The 16,458-nt window shown below is 73.2% G+C and carries 13 protein-coding genes; 6 read left to right on the forward strand and 7 right to left on the reverse strand.

The features are described from left to right. Positions 1 to 8 precede the first annotated feature (8 nt). On the forward strand, positions 9 to 602 hold the full coding sequence (locus OG861_RS28975) for a sortase domain-containing protein (protein WP_443056420.1): 594 nt from the start codon (positions 9 to 11) through the stop codon (positions 600 to 602). Positions 603 to 1,184: 582 nt separating this feature from the next. Here OG861_RS28975 and OG861_RS28980 read toward each other — a convergent pair. The 4 genes from OG861_RS28980 to OG861_RS28995 all read right to left on the reverse strand — a co-directional run bounded on the left by OG861_RS28980 (position 1,185) and on the right by OG861_RS28995 (position 6,697). Continuing rightward, positions 1,185 to 2,513 (reverse strand): ricin-type beta-trefoil lectin domain protein, encoded by a 1,329-nt coding sequence (locus tag OG861_RS28980; protein WP_329192527.1) that lies wholly within the window; start codon positions 2,511 to 2,513, stop codon positions 1,185 to 1,187. A 166-nt stretch (positions 2,514 to 2,679) separates the two neighbouring features. Further along, positions 2,680 to 3,870 carry an NAD(P)/FAD-dependent oxidoreductase gene (locus OG861_RS28985; RefSeq protein ID WP_329192525.1) on the reverse strand — a complete coding sequence of 397 codons (1,191 nt, stop codon included), beginning with the start codon at positions 3,868 to 3,870 and terminating at the stop codon, positions 2,680 to 2,682. Then, complete coding sequence (locus OG861_RS28990; protein ID WP_329192524.1) at positions 3,867 to 5,264, reverse strand: FAD-dependent oxidoreductase; 1,398 nt, start codon at positions 5,262 to 5,264, stop codon at positions 3,867 to 3,869. The genes OG861_RS28985 and OG861_RS28990 overlap by 4 nt, the downstream gene beginning before the upstream one ends. Beyond that, positions 5,261 to 6,697, reverse strand: a complete 1,437-nt coding sequence (locus tag OG861_RS28995) for an FGGY family carbohydrate kinase (RefSeq protein ID WP_329192523.1) — start codon at positions 6,695 to 6,697, stop codon at positions 5,261 to 5,263. Before OG861_RS28995 ends, OG861_RS28990 begins: the two co-directional genes overlap by 4 nt. Before the next feature lie 271 nt (positions 6,698 to 6,968). Between OG861_RS28995 and OG861_RS29000 the strand changes: the two genes are divergently transcribed. The 5 genes from OG861_RS29000 (at position 6,969) to OG861_RS29020 (ending at position 13,737) form a co-directional block, all read left to right on the forward strand. Then, the gene (locus OG861_RS29000) at positions 6,969 to 7,949 is read left to right on the forward strand and encodes a hypothetical protein (RefSeq protein ID WP_329192522.1); all 981 of its coding nucleotides are present in this window, start codon (positions 6,969 to 6,971) and stop codon (positions 7,947 to 7,949) included. A 66-nt stretch (positions 7,950 to 8,015) separates the two neighbouring features. Next, positions 8,016 to 9,548, forward strand: coding sequence for an amino acid permease (locus OG861_RS29005; RefSeq protein ID WP_329192520.1), 1,533 nt, complete (start codon positions 8,016 to 8,018; stop codon positions 9,546 to 9,548). Between the two features lie 107 nt (positions 9,549 to 9,655). Further along, the gene (locus OG861_RS29010) at positions 9,656 to 11,194 is read left to right on the forward strand and encodes a hypothetical protein (RefSeq protein ID WP_329192518.1); all 1,539 of its coding nucleotides are present in this window, start codon (positions 9,656 to 9,658) and stop codon (positions 11,192 to 11,194) included. Between the two features lie 151 nt (positions 11,195 to 11,345). Continuing rightward, complete coding sequence (locus OG861_RS29015) at positions 11,346 to 12,974, forward strand: protein kinase domain-containing protein (RefSeq protein ID WP_443056419.1); 1,629 nt, start codon at positions 11,346 to 11,348, stop codon at positions 12,972 to 12,974. A 70-nt stretch (positions 12,975 to 13,044) separates the two neighbouring features. Beyond that, positions 13,045 to 13,737, forward strand: a complete 693-nt coding sequence (locus OG861_RS29020) for an SDR family NAD(P)-dependent oxidoreductase (protein WP_329192516.1) — start codon at positions 13,045 to 13,047, stop codon at positions 13,735 to 13,737. An 89-nt stretch (positions 13,738 to 13,826) separates the two neighbouring features. Here the strand turns inward: OG861_RS29020 and OG861_RS29025 are convergent, their stop codons facing one another. The 3 genes from OG861_RS29025 to OG861_RS29035 form a co-directional block, all read right to left on the reverse strand. Beyond that, positions 13,827 to 14,945, reverse strand: a complete 1,119-nt coding sequence (locus OG861_RS29025; RefSeq protein ID WP_329192514.1) for an alpha/beta hydrolase — start codon at positions 14,943 to 14,945, stop codon at positions 13,827 to 13,829. A gap of 125 nt (positions 14,946 to 15,070) precedes the next feature. Continuing rightward, the gene (locus OG861_RS29030; RefSeq protein ID WP_329192512.1) at positions 15,071 to 15,607 is read right to left on the reverse strand and encodes a DUF2231 domain-containing protein; all 537 of its coding nucleotides are present in this window, start codon (positions 15,605 to 15,607) and stop codon (positions 15,071 to 15,073) included. Between the two features lie 197 nt (positions 15,608 to 15,804). Beyond that, positions 15,805 to 16,431: a TetR/AcrR family transcriptional regulator gene (locus OG861_RS29035; protein ID WP_329192510.1), complete on the reverse strand. Its 627-nt coding sequence runs from the start codon at positions 16,429 to 16,431 to the stop codon at positions 15,805 to 15,807. Positions 16,432 to 16,458: the final 27 nt, after the last annotated feature.

Genomic DNA, 16,458 nt, shown 5'->3' on the forward strand with positions numbered 1-16,458 from the left:
TCGCCAGTGTGTCTCTCGCCGTCCTGTTGACGGCTGCTCCCGGCGCCCTCGCGCAGCAGCCGGCCTCGCACGCGCCCTCCGCGGCCGTGACCGGCATCCAGGCCGCCACGCTGTCGATCCCGGCCATCGGCCTTTCCGGCCTGCCCGTCGTCCCGTACCAGGGCAGCCCCGACGACGCCCCGGGTACGGCGATCCAGGACCGGGGCCTGGCCGCGAGCCCCTACGGCCCCGGTGGCGGCGTGGGTCCCGGCGACGTCGGCAACTACATCGTCACCGGTCACCGCATCGCCGGTGGCGGCCCGCTGAACGCCCTGCCGTCATTGCCCCAGGGCGCGTCCGTCTTCGTCACCGCGGGCGGTGTGACGTACGAGTACGTCATCGGCACCACCCGCACGACCTCCTTCCGCTCACCCTCCTCCATGGAGGAGCAGCGCGCCGCGGTCCCCGGCTCCAGCGGCACGTCGCCGAGCCGCGCGATGATCACCGTGTCCACCTGTCTCACGCCGGAGGACGACGCCGCGGGGAACACCTGGCGGGACGCGCAGAACAACCCCGAACACCGCATCGACAAGGTCGGCGTCCTCGTCGGGACCAGCCCCTGACGTCCGTGCACCCGCCCTGTCACGTTCTCGTGCGGCGATTCGTCAGTGAGGCGATGAAGCGGTAGACCCCGGCCGGACCGGCGAGCACCTCGACGTTCCGGCGGGAGGCCGGCCGGCCGACGAACGGACAGGACGACGATCGCGATGCTGACCTGCCCGTGATGTGACCTTCGAGCAGGACGAACCGGAGGACTACCCGTTCGGGGCCCGCATCGAGGCCGTCGACCCCGACGGCAACCGCATCGCGCTGCGCCAGCGCGGCGGGGGCGACAGCTGACGGCTGACCACTCGCGGTTCGCGTGACCGGCGCCGCTCGGCGCCGGTCACCCGACCGGGCCCGCCCCGGTGCGCGTTTGTATGGTGTGGCAGACGCGCGGTGCGGTGGAGTGCTTCCGCACGGCTACGGAAAAGGGGCGGCCGGGACCTCACGTTCTACGACCGCGGGGGTACGCACGCTGTCACCCGCCCGCGGCTCCCGGCAAGGCGACCTCCGGCCATTCACCGCCCCTCCGGGTGCACGGGCCCCGGCCACCGCTGCGTGCGGTGACCGAGGACCGCGGCCGTCCGAGCGGGCCCGAGGGGTTACTTCGGGGTGACCCAGACCTGGCGCTTGTTCGCGTTCGCCGTGTAGAGCTGGACGGCGGTCCCGTTGGCGGTGGACCCGCCGGTCACGTCGAGCACCTTGCCCGACGCCACGTGGACGATCTGGCCCTTGGCGTTGACGGACCAGCGCTGGGCCGGCGTGCCGTTGCAGTCGTAGAGGCTGATCTTGTCACCGTTGGCACCGGCGTTGCGTGCGTCGTCCAGGCACTTGCCCAGCGCGCGCAGCGTCCCGTCCTTGCCCAGGATCCACGACTGCGCCGCGGACCCGTTGCAGGTGTAGAGCTGGATCTGCGTGCCGTTGGCCGCCTTCCCGCCCTTGACGTCCAGGCACTTGGAGCCGATGCCGGTCACTTTGCCCTGCGGCGCCAGCACGGCGCCGGCACCGGAGGCGAGCAGCCGCAGGCCCTGGACGTCGAACTGCTGGACGTAGGTGCCGGCGCGCTTGTCCTGGTACGCGTAGGCCGGCGAGCACATCACCGGGAACTCGCCGGAGTCGCTCCCCTTGGCGCAGTCGCTCTTGTCCATGCTGCGGTTGGCGTGGGCCAGGCCCAGCGTGTGCCCGAGTTCGTGACTGATGTGGTTGCGCATGTACGTCTCACCCATGGCGGCCGTGGGCTTGCCGGCCGGGGTGAAGAACTCGTCGTCGATGTAGGCGTGGCCGCTGGTGGCCGTGTCGGGCAGGGAGGAACTGGTGAAGCCACAGCTGAGGTTCGCCATGCCGGAGCCGTCACGGACCACCTTCCAGCCCGTGTTCCCCATGCTGTCGCCGTCCGGGGGCAGGCACGGGCGGTGCGCGACGCCGATGACCACCTCGCCCCGGGGCCGGGAGTAGTCCCAGCCGACGGGCCTGGTGTCGACGGTCACCGGCAGGTTGGTGATGCGGCGCAGGTCCGCGGCGCTCGCCTGAACGTACGGCGCCAGCCAGTCCGCGGACTTCTGGTCGTAGAACTTGATGGTGTAGCCGGTCTGCAGCCACTTGGTCACGCCGCCCAGTTTCCACCCCTCGCCCTGGAGTGGTGCGGGCGCGGCGGCCACGCCCGACTTCGGTGCGGAGCGGGACGCCGGTGCGCCCAGCGACATGACGCCGCCCTTGAAGGCGGTGGTGTCGCTGCCGTAGACGGCGGAGTCCTGCGCGTGGGCGTCGACGTCCTCCACCGCCGGCAGGGCCGCCGGGGAGCTCGCGGCCTCCGGCGCGGGGTCCTCGTCGGTCTCGGTCCCGAACGCGCTGGAGGTGAGCTGCATGCTTCCCGCGATCGCGGCGGAGGCCGCCACCGCCGCGAGGATGGATATCCGGTGCTTGCCTGTCAATCGCAAGTGTTCGATGCCTCTCGTCAAGAGTCGCCACCCGCCCGCGAGAATCGAACAGATGATAGGCCAGCGCAGCAGGCTCACCTGCCTCGGGGGCGTCCCGTCACGTGTCGTCAAAACATGTCGCCCACAGGTCACTTGGCGCCCCATCGGCCGGTGTCTGCCGTCAGCCGAGCCGCACCACGACCGGACCACCCGTGAGGTCGACGCCGGCCGTCCACCCCTGCGGCAGCCTCAGCGACCGCGACGGCGACACCCGGCCCGGGAACCGGCGCCGCCACAGCAGCCGCCCGTCCTGCCCGACCGTCACCACGGGGCTCGTCAGCGCTTCCCCCGACCGCAGGAGCAACGGCCGGCCGGCCAGACCCGTGACCCGGCTCGGCGTCACCCACACCAGCGGCGCCCGTACGGCCAGCGGCACTCCTGCACCGGGCCAGGCGGCGCCCGACAGGTGGGCCAGCACCGAGGCCGCCGCGGCGGCGCCTTCGGCGGCGGCGGTGGCCGCGCTCTCGATGCCGTGGAGCACGTTGCCGACCGCGAACACCCCTGGCGTGGACGTACGGAACGAGGCGTCCACGCAGGGGCCGCGGGTCCCGGGGTCCAGGGTGACCCCGCCGCGGCGGGCCAGTTCGTGGTCGGGGATCCAGTCGCCGGTGAACACCACCGTGTCGCAGGCGAGCACCCCCGACCGGCCGTCGGCGTGCTGCAGGACCACGCCCGACAGGCGTCCGCGGCCGCGCAGTCGGGCCACCGTCGTCGCCGTGAGCAGCGGGACCCCCGGCAGCGCGGTGCCGCGCGGGCGGTCGGTGACCACCGCCACCACCTGCGCACCGGCCCGGCGCAGCGTACGTACCGCATGGCGCGCCACCGGTTCGGCGCCCACCACCACGGCCCGCCGGCCGACCGCCTGCCCGTACAGATGGACCGACTGCTGGAGCTCCCCGGTGGTCAGCACGCCCGCCGGGCGGGAGCCGGGCACCAGCCGGGCGCTGCGCGGCCGCTCCCGTGCACCCGTGGCGAGGACGACGGCCCGCGCAGTGATCCGCTCCAGGGCCGCCGGGCTCGTGGTGTCCAAGGACAGGGGACCGGCCCAGCCGGTGGCACTGACACCCGTACGGACCGAGGCTCCCGCGCCGACCGCGGCCTCCGTGGCCCGCCGTGCGTACTCCGGTCCCCGCAGCCAGGGGCGCGACGGCCGGCCGAACCCGCCGTGGTCGCAGTGGCGCGGAACCCCTCCCGCGTCCTGCTCGCGCTCCACGACCTCGATCCGCCCGGCGCCGGCGCCCGCGAGACGGCGGGCGAGGGCCAGACCGGCGGGCCCGGCGCCGACGACGAGCACGTCGACCGTGCGGTTCACCGGCGGCCCTCCTCGAACAGCGCGCGGACGGCAGCGCCGCAGTGGAAGCCCTGGCAGCGGCCGCCCCGCGCGCGGGTGCGGCGCCGCAGACCGTCCAGCGAGCCGGGCGGGACGGTCCCCGCGAGCGCGTCGCGGATCTCGCCGCGGGTCACCCGCTCGCAGTGGCAGACGATCCGGCCGTACTCCGGGTCCGCCGCGATCATCCGCGCATCGCGGTACGGCCGGGGGAACGCCTCCCCCAGGTTCGGCATCCGCACCGGCTCCAGCTCCCGTGCGCCCGTCACCGGCAGACCGCCGTCGCCGAGCAGCGCCACCACGTGGGCGGCGATCGCCATCGAGGCGGTCAGGCCCGTCGACCGGATCCCGCCGACGGTCACGTACCGTTGCGCGGGGTGGGCCCGGATCGCGTAGTCCTCGGACCCGGTGGCGGCCCGCAGTCCCGCGTACACGGCGGTGACCTCCTCCTCCAGGAGCGCGGGCAGGATGCGCCGGCCCTTCTCCCGCAGCAGCGCGAGGCCTTCGGCGGTCGATCCGGTCGCGGTCTTGTCGTCCAGGTCCTCGGCGGTCGGCCCGAGCATCACGTTCCCGTACACCGTCGGCGTCACCAGCACCCCCTTGCCGAGCGCGCCGGGCACGGGCAGCAGGATGTGCCGCACCAGGCCGCGGGCGAGTTCGTCGAAGACGATCAGCTGGCCGCGCCGGGGCGTCACGGTGAAGTCCGCGTGACCGAGGAGCCGGTCGATCTCGTCGGCGTACAGGCCGGCGGCGTTGACGAGGTGGCGGGTGCGCAGTGGTCCCCGGCTGGTGCCGAGGAGGTGCCCTTCGCCCGGAGTCACGGACTGGACACGGCAGTTGAGGTGCAGGTCGGTGCCGGCGCGGACGGCCTGCGTGGCGTAGGCGAGGGTGGTGGTCCAAGGGCAGATGATGGACTCGCCCGGCACGTCGAGCGCCCCCAGCACCCCGGGGCCGAGCTCCGGTTCACGGGCCCGCACCTCCTCGGCCGGGATGATCCGGGCCGAGCGGTAGTCGTTGCGCACGGCCTTCTCCGCGAGGCCCGGCAGCGCCGCCAGCTGCTCCTCGTCCCAGGCCACCAGGAGCGCCCCGAGCGGTTCCACCGGGATGCCGGTGTCGGCGGCGTACGCGGCGAGTCGGCGCTGTCCCTCCCGGACGAGCCGGGACTCCAGGGTTGCGGGCACCGCGTCGAAGCCGGTGTGCAGGATGGCGGTGTTGGCCTTGGAGGTGCCGTCGCCGACGTCGTCGCCGGCCTCGACCAGGGCGATCCGCAAGGGAAGGCGGGCCAGTTCGCGGGCGATGGCCGAGCCCACCACCCCGGCGCCGACGACCGTCACGTCGTACTCCCCGCCGGGCAGGGCACCGCCGGTGGTGACGCTCATCCCGGGCCGTCGAGCAGGGCCGAGACCGCCCTGCGGAAGCGGGCCCGGCGCTCCGCGGCCTGACCGGCGCCGGCCCTCGGCTCGTACACCGCGGACGGCTTCCACTCCGGGACGGCCTCCTCGACGCCGAGCGCGGGATCGAGCCCCAGCCGGGCGACCGCGCCGACGCCCAGCGCGGTGGCGTCCGGCAGCGCGGACACCTCCACCGGGACCTGGAGCAGGTCCGCCTGGGCCTGCATGAGCAGCGCGGACCGGGTCAGGCCCCCGTCCACGCGCAGGGCGGTCAGCGGCGTGCCCAGATCACCGGCGACCGCGTCCGTGAGCTCTGCCACCTGAGCGGCGATACCGTCGCACAGGGCCCGCACCAGGTGCCCGGCAGTGGTGTCGAGGCCGAGTCCGGTGACCGAGCCCCGCAGGTCGCCCCGCCACCACGGGGCGGCGAGCCCGGCGAGCGCGGGGACGAAGGTGACGCCGCCCGCGTCCTGCACGCTGCCGCCCACGGTGTCGATGTCCCCGGCGCCGGAGATCACGCCGAGATCGGTCAGCCAGCGCACGGCGGACGCGGCCGTGTACACCTGTCCGTCCAGGCAGTAGCTGGTCCGGCCGGCCAGCCGCCAGGCCACGCAGCCCACCAGCCCGGAGGCGCTGCGGCGGGGGAGGGGGCCGGTCTGCGCGAGCAGGAACGCCCCCGTGCCGTAGGTGCACTTGGCGGCGCCGGGCTCGGTGGCGCTCTGGGCGAGCAGCGCCGCCTGTTGGTCCACGAGCAGCCCGGTCAGCGGCAGCTCGGGTCCGAAGGCGGTGGTGGTGCCGACGCGGGTGTCCGCGTCGACGATCTCGGGGAGCCGTTCGCCCGCGAGGCCGAACGTGTCGAGCGCCGTCCGGGACCAGCCCACGGTGTCGAGGTCGAGCAACTGGGTGCGGCCGGCCGTCGCCGCGTCCGTCACGAACGCACCGGTGAGGCGGTGCACCAGCCACACGTCGCTGGTCGTGACGACGCCATCCCGGGTCAGGTGGCGGCGTATCCAGGCCATCTTGGGAGCGGCGAAGTACGGGTCGAGCGGCAGACCGGTCGTCTGCCGCAACGAAGGTGCGTGGGCCGCGAGTTCCTCGCAGAGCGGTTCGGCCCGCCGGTCCTGCCAGACGATCGCGTCGGTCAGCGGCTCACCGCTCGCCGGGTCCCAGGCGAGAACGGTCTCGCCCTGGTTGGCCAGGCCCACGGCGACGACCGGCTCACCGGCCGCGGCGAGCGCCGCCCGCCCCGCCCCGACGACCGAGGCCAGCAGCTCGCGGGGGTCCACCTCCACCCGGCCGCCCGGCAAGTATCGGGGGCGCACCGGCGCGGACCCGGAGCCGATGACCCCGCGTACCGGACAGACGACGAGGGCCTTGGTGCCCGAAGTGCCCTGGTCGACAGCGAGCACCGGGCCCGTCATCACCACTCCGTCCCTGGTGTCGGCTTGTCTGACCGTCGGAAGAATCCACCAGCGGAGGCCGTGCGTCAAGATCCCCCAGACGCCCCGCCCAGGCGACGCTGACGCAAAGTCATATGTCTTTTGTGGCCGGTTACTTGCGTTCGAACAAGAATCTGGTTCCGGAAGGGGCCGGTCACCCTATAGTGATCGCCGATCAACCGAGCCGAGGACTGATGACCACGACAACCGCAAGACGCGCCCGCCCCGGCCGCCCGTCGACCGGGACGAGGTGATGGCGGGCAGCGACTACCGGCCCGTCTACCACCCCGCCGGCCACGACCACGAGCTGCGCGTGGCCGTCCAGGACCTGCGCACCGGTCGGTGGGTGTCGATGGCACGCCTGCTCGAACGGACCGAGGGCCTGGGGCTGTGGACCCAGCGCACCCAGGTCCTCGCCGCCGTCGCCGCCGGATCCGACGTGGTCCAGGCCTGGCGCGCCGAGGAACCGCACAGCGTCGCCGCCACCGTGATGCACACCCGCGTCACCGTCGAACGGGCCGTCCGCGCCCACCGCGCCGGTCACCCCCGCACCCCCGAGCTGTGGCGGGAAGCGTGGACGGCCTGCCGCGACGCCGCCGCCCTCAGCCCCGCCGACCCCGTGCCCTGGGTCTGCCTGCTCGCCCTCGCGCCCCTCGACGAACACCGCCGGATGGACGAGCACCGGCTCCCGCCACCCGGCCCGATGCTGCCCCCCGGCCCCTGGGGAATCCTCGCCGAGGCCGACGAGCGTGACCCGCACAACCGCGAGGCCTACCACCGGATGCTCCAGTTCGTGTACGCGGGCTGCCCCGGACCGCTCTCCGAGGCCGCCAACTTCGCGCACTGGGCAGCCGGTTCCGCCCCGCCCGGCTCCGCCGCCCACGTCCTGCCGCTCTACGTACGAGTCGAACGCTACCGCCGCGAAGGCGGCCAGGAGAGGGCGCTGGACCTGCACTGGGTCGCCGAGGAGGCCATCCGCGACGCCGGCCACGCCCTGGACCGCTGGTTCCTGTCCGCCGACCCGCGCAGCGCCTCCCCGCTCGACCTGAACCACCTGGCCCACGCCCTGTGGGGAGCCCACCGGTTCGAGGAGGCGGCCCGCGTCTTCGACGCGATCGGCCCGTACTGGACCCCCCTGCCGTGGGCCCACCGGACCCGCGCCCCGGCCGACCAGGCAGTGGCCGAGGAGGTGTTCCTGCAGGCCAGGTCCCGCAGCCTGGCCGGCCGGGACTGACGCGCCGGCCCACCGTCCCACCCGCTCACCGTCCCCGCGCCCCACCACCCACCCGGAGGAACCACCATGTCCCGAACCGCATGGGCAGCCCACAAGGGCGGCAACGCCCCACGCCCCCAGGACGAGGAGGAACGGCTCAGGGAACTCGGCTACCAGCCCGTCCTCGCCCGCCGGATGGACGGCTTCGGCAACTTCGCCATCAGCTTCTCCGTCATATCCGTCCTCTCCGGGTGCATGACCCTGTACGGCTTCGGGCTCGGCACCGGCGGCCCCGCCGTGATGCTGTGGGGCTGGGCCGGCGTCGGCCTGTTCGTGCTCTGCGTCGGCCTCGCCCTGGCCGAGGTGACCAGCGCCTACCCCACCTCGGGGGCGCTCTACTACATGGCCGACCGGCTCGGGGGACGCCGCTGGGGCTGGTACACCGGCTGGCTGAACCTCCTCGGGCTGCTCGGCGCCATCGCCGGCATCGACTACGGCGCCGCCCTGTTCACCGGCGCGTTCCTCAACCTCCAGTTCGGCTTCGTACCCACCTCCGGGTCGACGTTCCTGATCTTCCTCGCGATCCTGCTGCTGCACGCCGCGCTCAACCTCTTCGGCGTCCGCCTCGTCAGCGTGCTCAACTCCGTGAGCGTGTGGTGGCACCTGGGCGGTGTCGCCCTGATCGTCGGCGCCCTCGCCCTCGTCCCCGACCACCACCAGTCCCCGTCGTTCGTCTTCACCCACTTCGTCAACGACACCGGCTGGACCAACCCGTTCTACGTGGCCGCGGTCGGCCTGCTGCTCGCCCAGTACACCTTCTCCGGGTACGACGCCTCCGCCCACCTCTCGGAGGAGACCTCGAACGCCTCCGTCTCCGCCGCCAGGGGAATCGTCCGGTCCATCTGGGTCTCATGGATCGCCGGGTTCGCCCTGCTCGCCGGCCTGACCTTCGCCATCCAGGACTACGCGACCGTCCAGGGCAGCGCCACCGGCGTCCCGCCCGCCCAGATCTTCCTCGACGCCCTGGGTTCCGGGGGCGCCAGCGCCCTGCTCCTCGTCGTCATCGTCGCCCAGCTCTTCTGCGGCAACGCCGAGGTGGCCGCCGCGAGCCGGATGGTGTTCGCGTTCAGCCGGGACAACGCGCTCCCCGGCTCCGCCCTGTGGCGCAAGGTCAGCGGCCGCACCCAGACGCCGGTCCCGGCGGTCTGGCTTTCGGTCGTCGTCGCGGGCGTGCTCGCGCTGCCGTCGCTGTACTCCGCCACCGCGTACGGGGCGGTGACCGCCATCAACGTCATCGGCATCACGCCCGCCTACGCCATCCCGATCTACCTGCGGCTGCGCGCCGGAGACCGGTTCGTGCCCGGTCCGTGGAGCCTGGGCCGCTGGAGCAAGCCGGTCGGCTGGATCGCCGTCGTCTGGGTGGCGGTCGTCACGGTCCTGTTCTGCCTGCCGCAGAAGTCCCCCGTCACCATCGACTCGATGAACTACGCGGTGATCGCGCTGGCGGTCGTGCTGGTCCTCGCGAGCGTGTGGTGGGCCGTCGCCCGGCGCTCCTACGGGACCCCGTCCGCGTACGGAACCACCCGCGAGCAGGCGGAGATCGCGGAGGGCATCGTCTGATCCCCTCCGACGCGCCCGCCCTGCCGGGCGGGCGCCCACGGCCCGCGACTGATGACATGTGCCGGTGCGACGTGGACAATCGGAGCCACTGACGTCGGGGGGCGCTGATGGGCCGGGCACTGCGCTGGGGCATAGCGGTACTTCTGGCAGGCCTGGCGCTCTGGTACGCCTCGTACTACACCACCGTCGTGGTGTGGGAGCTGCGGAAGATCTTCGCCTGGCTGGCCGTCCCGCTGCTGGCCGGCGCTGCCGCCGGGGCGCTGTGGCTGGTGGTGAGGCTGCTCCGCAGGAAGCGGGACGGCGGGGGCGGCGGCGGGAACGCGGCGGTGGCCCTCGCCTGGCTGGGCGGTCTCCTCGGGCTCGGCCTCGCCATCTGGTGGCTGGTGTACGGCGCGTACCTCCAGGACCGCGCGTACATGCAGGACGTCCGCGTCGTTTCCGAGCCGGTCCCCGAACTGGCGCCCCGCGCGCCCTACCTGGTCGGGAAGGCGCAGGCCGGCCCGCACCTGGGCGATGTGACCGGCGAGATCTCCGACGTCACCTACCTGCCCGACGCGGACCGGTTCGCGACCCTGGTCGAGCGGCGCGGCTGGCTGGCCGGGTACGAGGTCGGCCTGGTGCAGGAGATCCCGCTCGGCGGCAACAGCCGCAACCAGGAACGCTGCTCGTTCGACGTGGAGCGGGCCGACGCGCGGATCAGCGGCTGGTTCGGCCACAACCTCGGGCGGAAGATCTCGGCCCGGAAGCGCTGGGTGCGCTTCGAGGCGTCGGACGCCTACGTGACCTGCTCGGGCGACACCCCCGTCGTGGTCGTCCCCCTCAAGCGCCAGACCGGCATCCTCGTCGTCACCGAACGCCCGGCCGGAGTGGCGCTCTACAACGGGCGGACCGGAAAGCTGACGATCACCGGTGACACGGCCTCGGTGCCCGGCCCTTCCTACCCGCTGAGCCTCGCGTCCCGGCAGCGGGAGGGGACCGCCGCGGTCGGCAGTTTCACCGACTGGTGGTTCGAGCGCAGTGGCTGGGACGCCTCCGAGGACGGCGCCAACGAGGGCAACGATTCGGAGTTCACCCTGCGGTACCGCGATGCCAGTGGGAACAGCGTGTACGTCACCCCCCTCACACCGCAGGGGGAGGCCAGCTCGGTCGTGGCCGTATCGACGGTCCCCACCCGCCACCAGGGCGGCGGCCTCGCCCCGATGACCGTCCACCGGCTCACGCCGACGTGGTCGTCCCCGAAGGCACTCGTCGAGCTGGTGAAGGCCGAGTACCGGGACGTCTGCTGCTACAACGAGGACAGGGTGTTCGAGGTGGTCCCCACCGGCGGCAGCACCTGGACCGCCACGGTCGGCAGCGAACAGAACATCCGCTACCGGGTCGAGGGCCGGGGCCAGGTGGCCGGCCGCGAGGCGACCTGCCTCAAGACCGCCGACGGGACCCTCATCCGGTGCGCGTTCGCGGCGCCCGGATCACCTGAGGCAGAGGAACTCGAACGCCGGGAGCAGGAGAAACAGAAATCGAAGCAGGACGGCGTCCCCGCCCCCGGCGCGGTCGACCTCAACGCGTACACCCCGGAACAACTCGCCGAACTGCAAAAGCGTCTGTCCGACGAGTTCCTGCGCCGCCTCAAGAACGGCGGCACCTGACGCCGCCGGACGCACCCAACAGGAGGCGGCTCGCCGCGCGGGACGTGTCCGGGTGCGGGCCCGCCCTGGGGAGGGGGCGCCGTGATCATGCCTCTACGCTTGTGCCGCCAGACGGGTACGTGACGAGCGCGGTTGTGAAACGGAGTGTGCGGTGCCGACGGGGGAGACGAACGATGAACTGGTCGGCAGGTTGCTCGGGGGGCGCTACCGGGTGACCTCGATGATCGGCCGCGGCGGAATGGGGGTGGTCGCCCGGGCCGAGGACACCCTGCTCAGCCGTGAGGTGGCCGTCAAGGTACTGCGGGCCCACACCGACGCCGGCGCGACCGAACTCGCCGATCTGCGTGCCCGGATGCAACGGGAGGCCCGGGCCGCGGCCCGGATCCGGCACAACGGCGTGGTCACCGTGCACGACGTGACGGAAGAACGGGGCCTGCCCGTCATCGTGATGGAGCTCGTCGACGGACCCTCCCTCGACGACGTCCTCACCGAACGCGGCACGATGGACCCTTACGAGGCGGCGGCGATCGGCGCCGAGCTGAGCGACGCCCTCGACGCCGCGCACCGCGCGGGCGTCCTGCACCGGGACGTGAAGCCCGGCAACGTGCTGCTGGAGCGCGGCGGCCGCGTCGTACTGACCGACTTCGGCATCGCCACCATGGAAGGCCCGGGTGACGAGGCCCTCGCCAAGCTGACGCGCAGCGGTGAAATCATCGGCTCCCTGGACTACTTGCCGCCCGAGCGGGCTCAGGGACACGAGCCCGGACCGGCCTCCGACGTCTGGTCGCTCGGCATGACGCTGTACGCGGCGGTGGAAGGCATTTCGCCGTTCCGCCGCACCTCCGTGTGGTCCACCCTGTCGGCGATCGTCGCCGACCCGCTGCCCGAGCCCCGCCGCGCGGGGCCGCTCGGACCCGTGCTGCGGGCGCTCATGGCGAAGGACCCCGCCCACCGGCCCACGGCCGAGCGGGCCCGTGTGTTGCTGGCCGAGCTGGCCGAGCTGGCCGCGAGCCGCACGGCGCCGCCTGCGCCCGCTCCGGTGCCGCTGCCGCCACTGACGCAACCGTCCGTCGTGGCACCGGCCCCCGCCGCTGCCGGTTTCGGCCCGCCCCCGATGGCCGGTCCCGGCCCCGTACCGCTCCACCAGCCGTACCCGCGTCCGGCGCACCACGGGTACCCGCCCCCCGCGCCCACGTCGCAGGTGCCTCCGGCGGCACGTGGCGCCCGGGGGCGGCGCCGTACCGCCGTCGCCGTGGGCGCGGCCCTCGCCGTGGTCGGCGCCGCCGGCATCACCTACGCCCTCTCCGGCCAAGGCGGCGACAAGGGCGGCGGCCGCAAGCCCGCGGCACTGCCCGCGATCACCGCCCCGGCGGAAACGGGCCCGAGCGCGTCCCCCTCCCGTGGCTCCGCCAGAAAGCCGTCGGCCAAGCCCTCACCCTCGGGAGCGGCCGGCCCCCACGGGGCGACCCCCGGCACGTCGGCAACGGCCACCGCCCGGCCCAGCCCGGTATCCACGGGCTGCGCGGGCTGGAGCCACAAGGACCCCCACCCAGGAAGCTACGGGTACATGGCCGGCGACTACCACCTGGAGGCCGGGCCCTACCAGACCTGCCCCGCCGTCACCCTGGCCAAGTCCGGCACGAAGCTCTGGTACCACTGCTACATAGTCAACGCCCACGGCAACAAGTGGACTTACGTCCGCATCGACGGCACGAACACCGCCGGCTGGATGTCCAACGACAACATCACCCGCCAGAAGGGTCCCTCGACCCCCTGCTGACCGTTTACGGCTCGACAGCGTCCCGTAAACCACTGGCCGATCGCTTCCCCCCGGAGGGAAGCTGGGCCCCATGACGACCACCTTGATCACAGGGGCCAACAAGGGCCTCGGATACGAGACCGCCCGCCGCCTGACCGCCGCGGGCCACACGGTCTACCTGGGAGCGCGTGACAACGAGCGGGGAGCGGCGGCCGCGGCCGGGCTCGGCGCCCGGTTCGTGCAACTCGACGTCACCGACGACGCGTCGGTCGCCGCCGCCGTGGCCACCATCGAGGCCGACGGCGAACTGGACGTCCTGGTCAACAACGCCGGGATCGAGGTGCGTTCACCGGGGGGCGGCATCATCGGCGCCGCGGAGCTGACGGCCGACGTGATGCGGGAGGTGTTCGAGACCAACGTCTTCGGCCTGGTCCGGGTGACCCACGCCTTCCTCCCGCTGCTGGAACGCTCCGCCGCCCCAGTCGTGGTCAATGTCAGCAGCGGTCTGGCCTCGCTGGCCCGGGCCGGCGCCAAGGGGTACCCGGGGGTCGCCTACCCGGCCTCCAAGACCGCGGTCAACATGCTCACCGTGCAGTACGCCCGGGCGTTCCCCCGGATGCGGATCAACGCGGTGGAGCCCGGTTACACCGCGACGGACCTGAACCGGCACGAGGGCACGCAGACCGTGGAGCAGGGCGCCGAGATCATCGTCCGGATGGCCCGGCTGGGCCCGGACGGCCCGACCGGCGGTTACTTCGACGCGGAGGGCCCCCTGCCCTGGTAGGCGACGACCCTCTGCCCTGGTGGGCGACGACCCCGGGGCCCGACCCGACCGGGCCGACCCGCGCCGGGGCCGCCCCACCGCACGGCGGCTCACTCGCCGGTGATGCGGCCGCTGATCCATTCCAGCGCGGGCGGGATCTCCCGGCGCCAGGTGGCGAAGTTGTGTCCGCCGTGGTCGAGGGTGATCGAGGAGACGCGGGCGGGGTTCTTGACCTTGGATATGAACTTCTGCGTGGGCCCGTGGTTCGCCTCGCCCTGCACCGAGGTCGTGACGAGGAAGGACGTCTTGCCCTGCGGCAGGTGGTCCAGGCTCCACAGCAGGTCGGAACGGCGCTCCTCGGCGCTGTTGCCGCGGAAGAGGTCACCGGAGTCGCCGTCCACCTCCGGCTTGTAGTCCGCCGACAGGCCCACCCCGGCCGAGTAGCTCTCGGGGTGCTGCAGCGCCAGCTTCAAGGCGCAGTAACCTCCCGTCGAGTCGCCCATGACGGCCCAGCCGCGGGCGCCCGTCTGATGGCCGGCGGTGCGGTAAGCGGCGGACACCGCCTTCGGGAGGTCGGCGGCGAAGAACGTCTCGCTCTGCGGGCCGCCCGCCACGTCTATGCACTGGGTGTTGCGTGCCGACTCCGTGGTGGGCCGCATCATCACCAGGATCATCGGCCGCGTCTTCTTCTCCTTGGCGAGGGCCCACGCCTTCTTCGGGTAGTCCAGGCCCTTGATCAGGTTCTCCGCCATGCCGGGGAACCCGGTGAGGACGACGGCCGTGGGGAACCTCCTGTGCTCGTTCCCCTTCTGGAAGTACTCGGGCGGCAGGTACACGTACGCCGGTACATCGGCCTTGGAGTGCGCCCCGTGCACGGTGACCTTCTCGATCACACCGGCCACCTGGGGCGGCCCGCCTCCGGGCGTGCCGGTCTCCTGCCGGCCGAGGACGCGTACGGGGGAGTCGCCGGCGGCCCGCCCGAGCGGGGGCGCCGGCTGCGAGTGGCCCGCCAGTTCGGCCCACGACCCGTAGAGCAGGAAGCTGCGGTTCGCGGCGAGCCCGACGGTGGCGAGGAGCAGCACCTGTATGAGGCACAGCAGCCCCGCGCGCGCCGCCACCCGTCTCCAGCCCTGCCGCGCGAGCCGGGGCCACCACCGGATCGCGGCGGCGAAGGCCAGGAGGAGGATCAGTACGGCGATCAGCAAGGGGGTGGTACTCGTCAGACTCACGGGTAGGGAAAGCCTCTGCGTCGTGTCGGAACGGACCGTCGCGGGCGGCCCGGACGCACCGGTGGCGGTGCGCGTCAGGGAAGACGGGCTTGCCCGCCGATCCGTTCCCACCGCGCCGGCGGTGGTCAGCCGGTGCGCCGCCCGGCGGCGGAGGTGAAGCCCTCCGCCTGGGTGGCCTCGTCCGCGACGCGGACGCCGTAGTGGTAGGCGAGCATGCCGCCCAGGTACCCCGAGGCGCCGAGCACGGCCAGGCTCACCGCACCCAGCACGAGCTGGCCCCAGCCGACGCTGCCGGACGGCCCGCCCCCGGCGTGGCGCCACAGGAAGTTGCCCGCGTAGGAGACCGTGACCAGCAGGTTCAGGGTCATGTGGACGAGCGCGATGCGAAACGCCCGCGTCCCGTTGGGGATGGCCAGCAGGTCCAGGAAGCCGACCAGCGCCGCCGGCAGGGCGCCGATCACCCCGACGGCGATCAGCCACATCGAACCCCGGGCCAGGAAGTCCGGATCGTCCACGACGTGCGACGCGATGTCGAAGACGGTGCCGGCCACCCATGCTCCGATGGGCACGGTCACCAGGATCGGGTGGAACGGGTGCCCGTAGGGACCCGCGAGCGCGGCGCTGACCGGTCGCTTCGCACGCTGCTGCAGTTCGCTCGACATGGCTTCCTCCCGAGTCGCAGGTTTCACCAATAAGTATTGGCCTTATTCGTCGGCGGGGCAACGAGCCGGGCCGCCCCGGACACATGGCCACCAGGGACCGCTCCACGCTCGTGGTGTGACCTCCGACCCGGGCCCCGGCCCCGGCCCCCGCCCCGCCCCGCTCCCGCGCTGGTCTGCGGCATCAGTCCGGCGCCACGTCACGAACGCAGGAGCGCGTCGAGGCCCGTGCACAGCAGTCGCACGCTGCGGACGAACTTCTCGTCCCCCCCGAAGGCCGAGGCGGCGGCGACGGTCACCGGGAACCGCTCCCGCAGCGCGGCGCCCTCTTCGGCGCCGACGGCCACGGCGGGCGATCGGCTCTGCTCCTGCAGGACGAAGCCGGTGACGTGGCTGAGCAGCGCGTCCGCGCCCACGGCGCAGTCCGCGGCGGGTACGCCGGCCTCGGCCAGCGTCTCCAGCAGCCGCTCCATGAGGGCCAGTGCCGCCGTGCTCAGCACCTTGGGGCTGTCGGCGAACATCACCGCCCCACCGGGGTGGCGCCGCAGGGTCCCGCGCAGTGCGACGAGTTGGGTCTCGACGCGTTCCTGCCAGCCCGCCCCCGGGCCCAGTTCCACCAGGGCGGCGGTGCCCGCCTCGTAGGCCTGCCGGGCGACCCGGTCGGCCATCAGCTGGACGAGGGCGCTCTTGTTGGGCACGTGGTAGTACAGGCTCCCGGCGTGGACGTCGAGCCGCTGGGCCACCCTGCGCATCGACAGGCCGTGGTACCCCGACTCGGCGAACACCGCCATGCCCGCATCGACGATCCGCTCCGCTGTCAGCTTCATGGGGGGAGCCTACCCCCCGGTTTCAAA

The sequence above is a fragment of the Streptomyces sp. NBC_00539 genome (assembly GCF_036346105.1).
Lineage (GTDB): Bacteria > Actinomycetota > Actinomycetes > Streptomycetales > Streptomycetaceae > Streptomyces.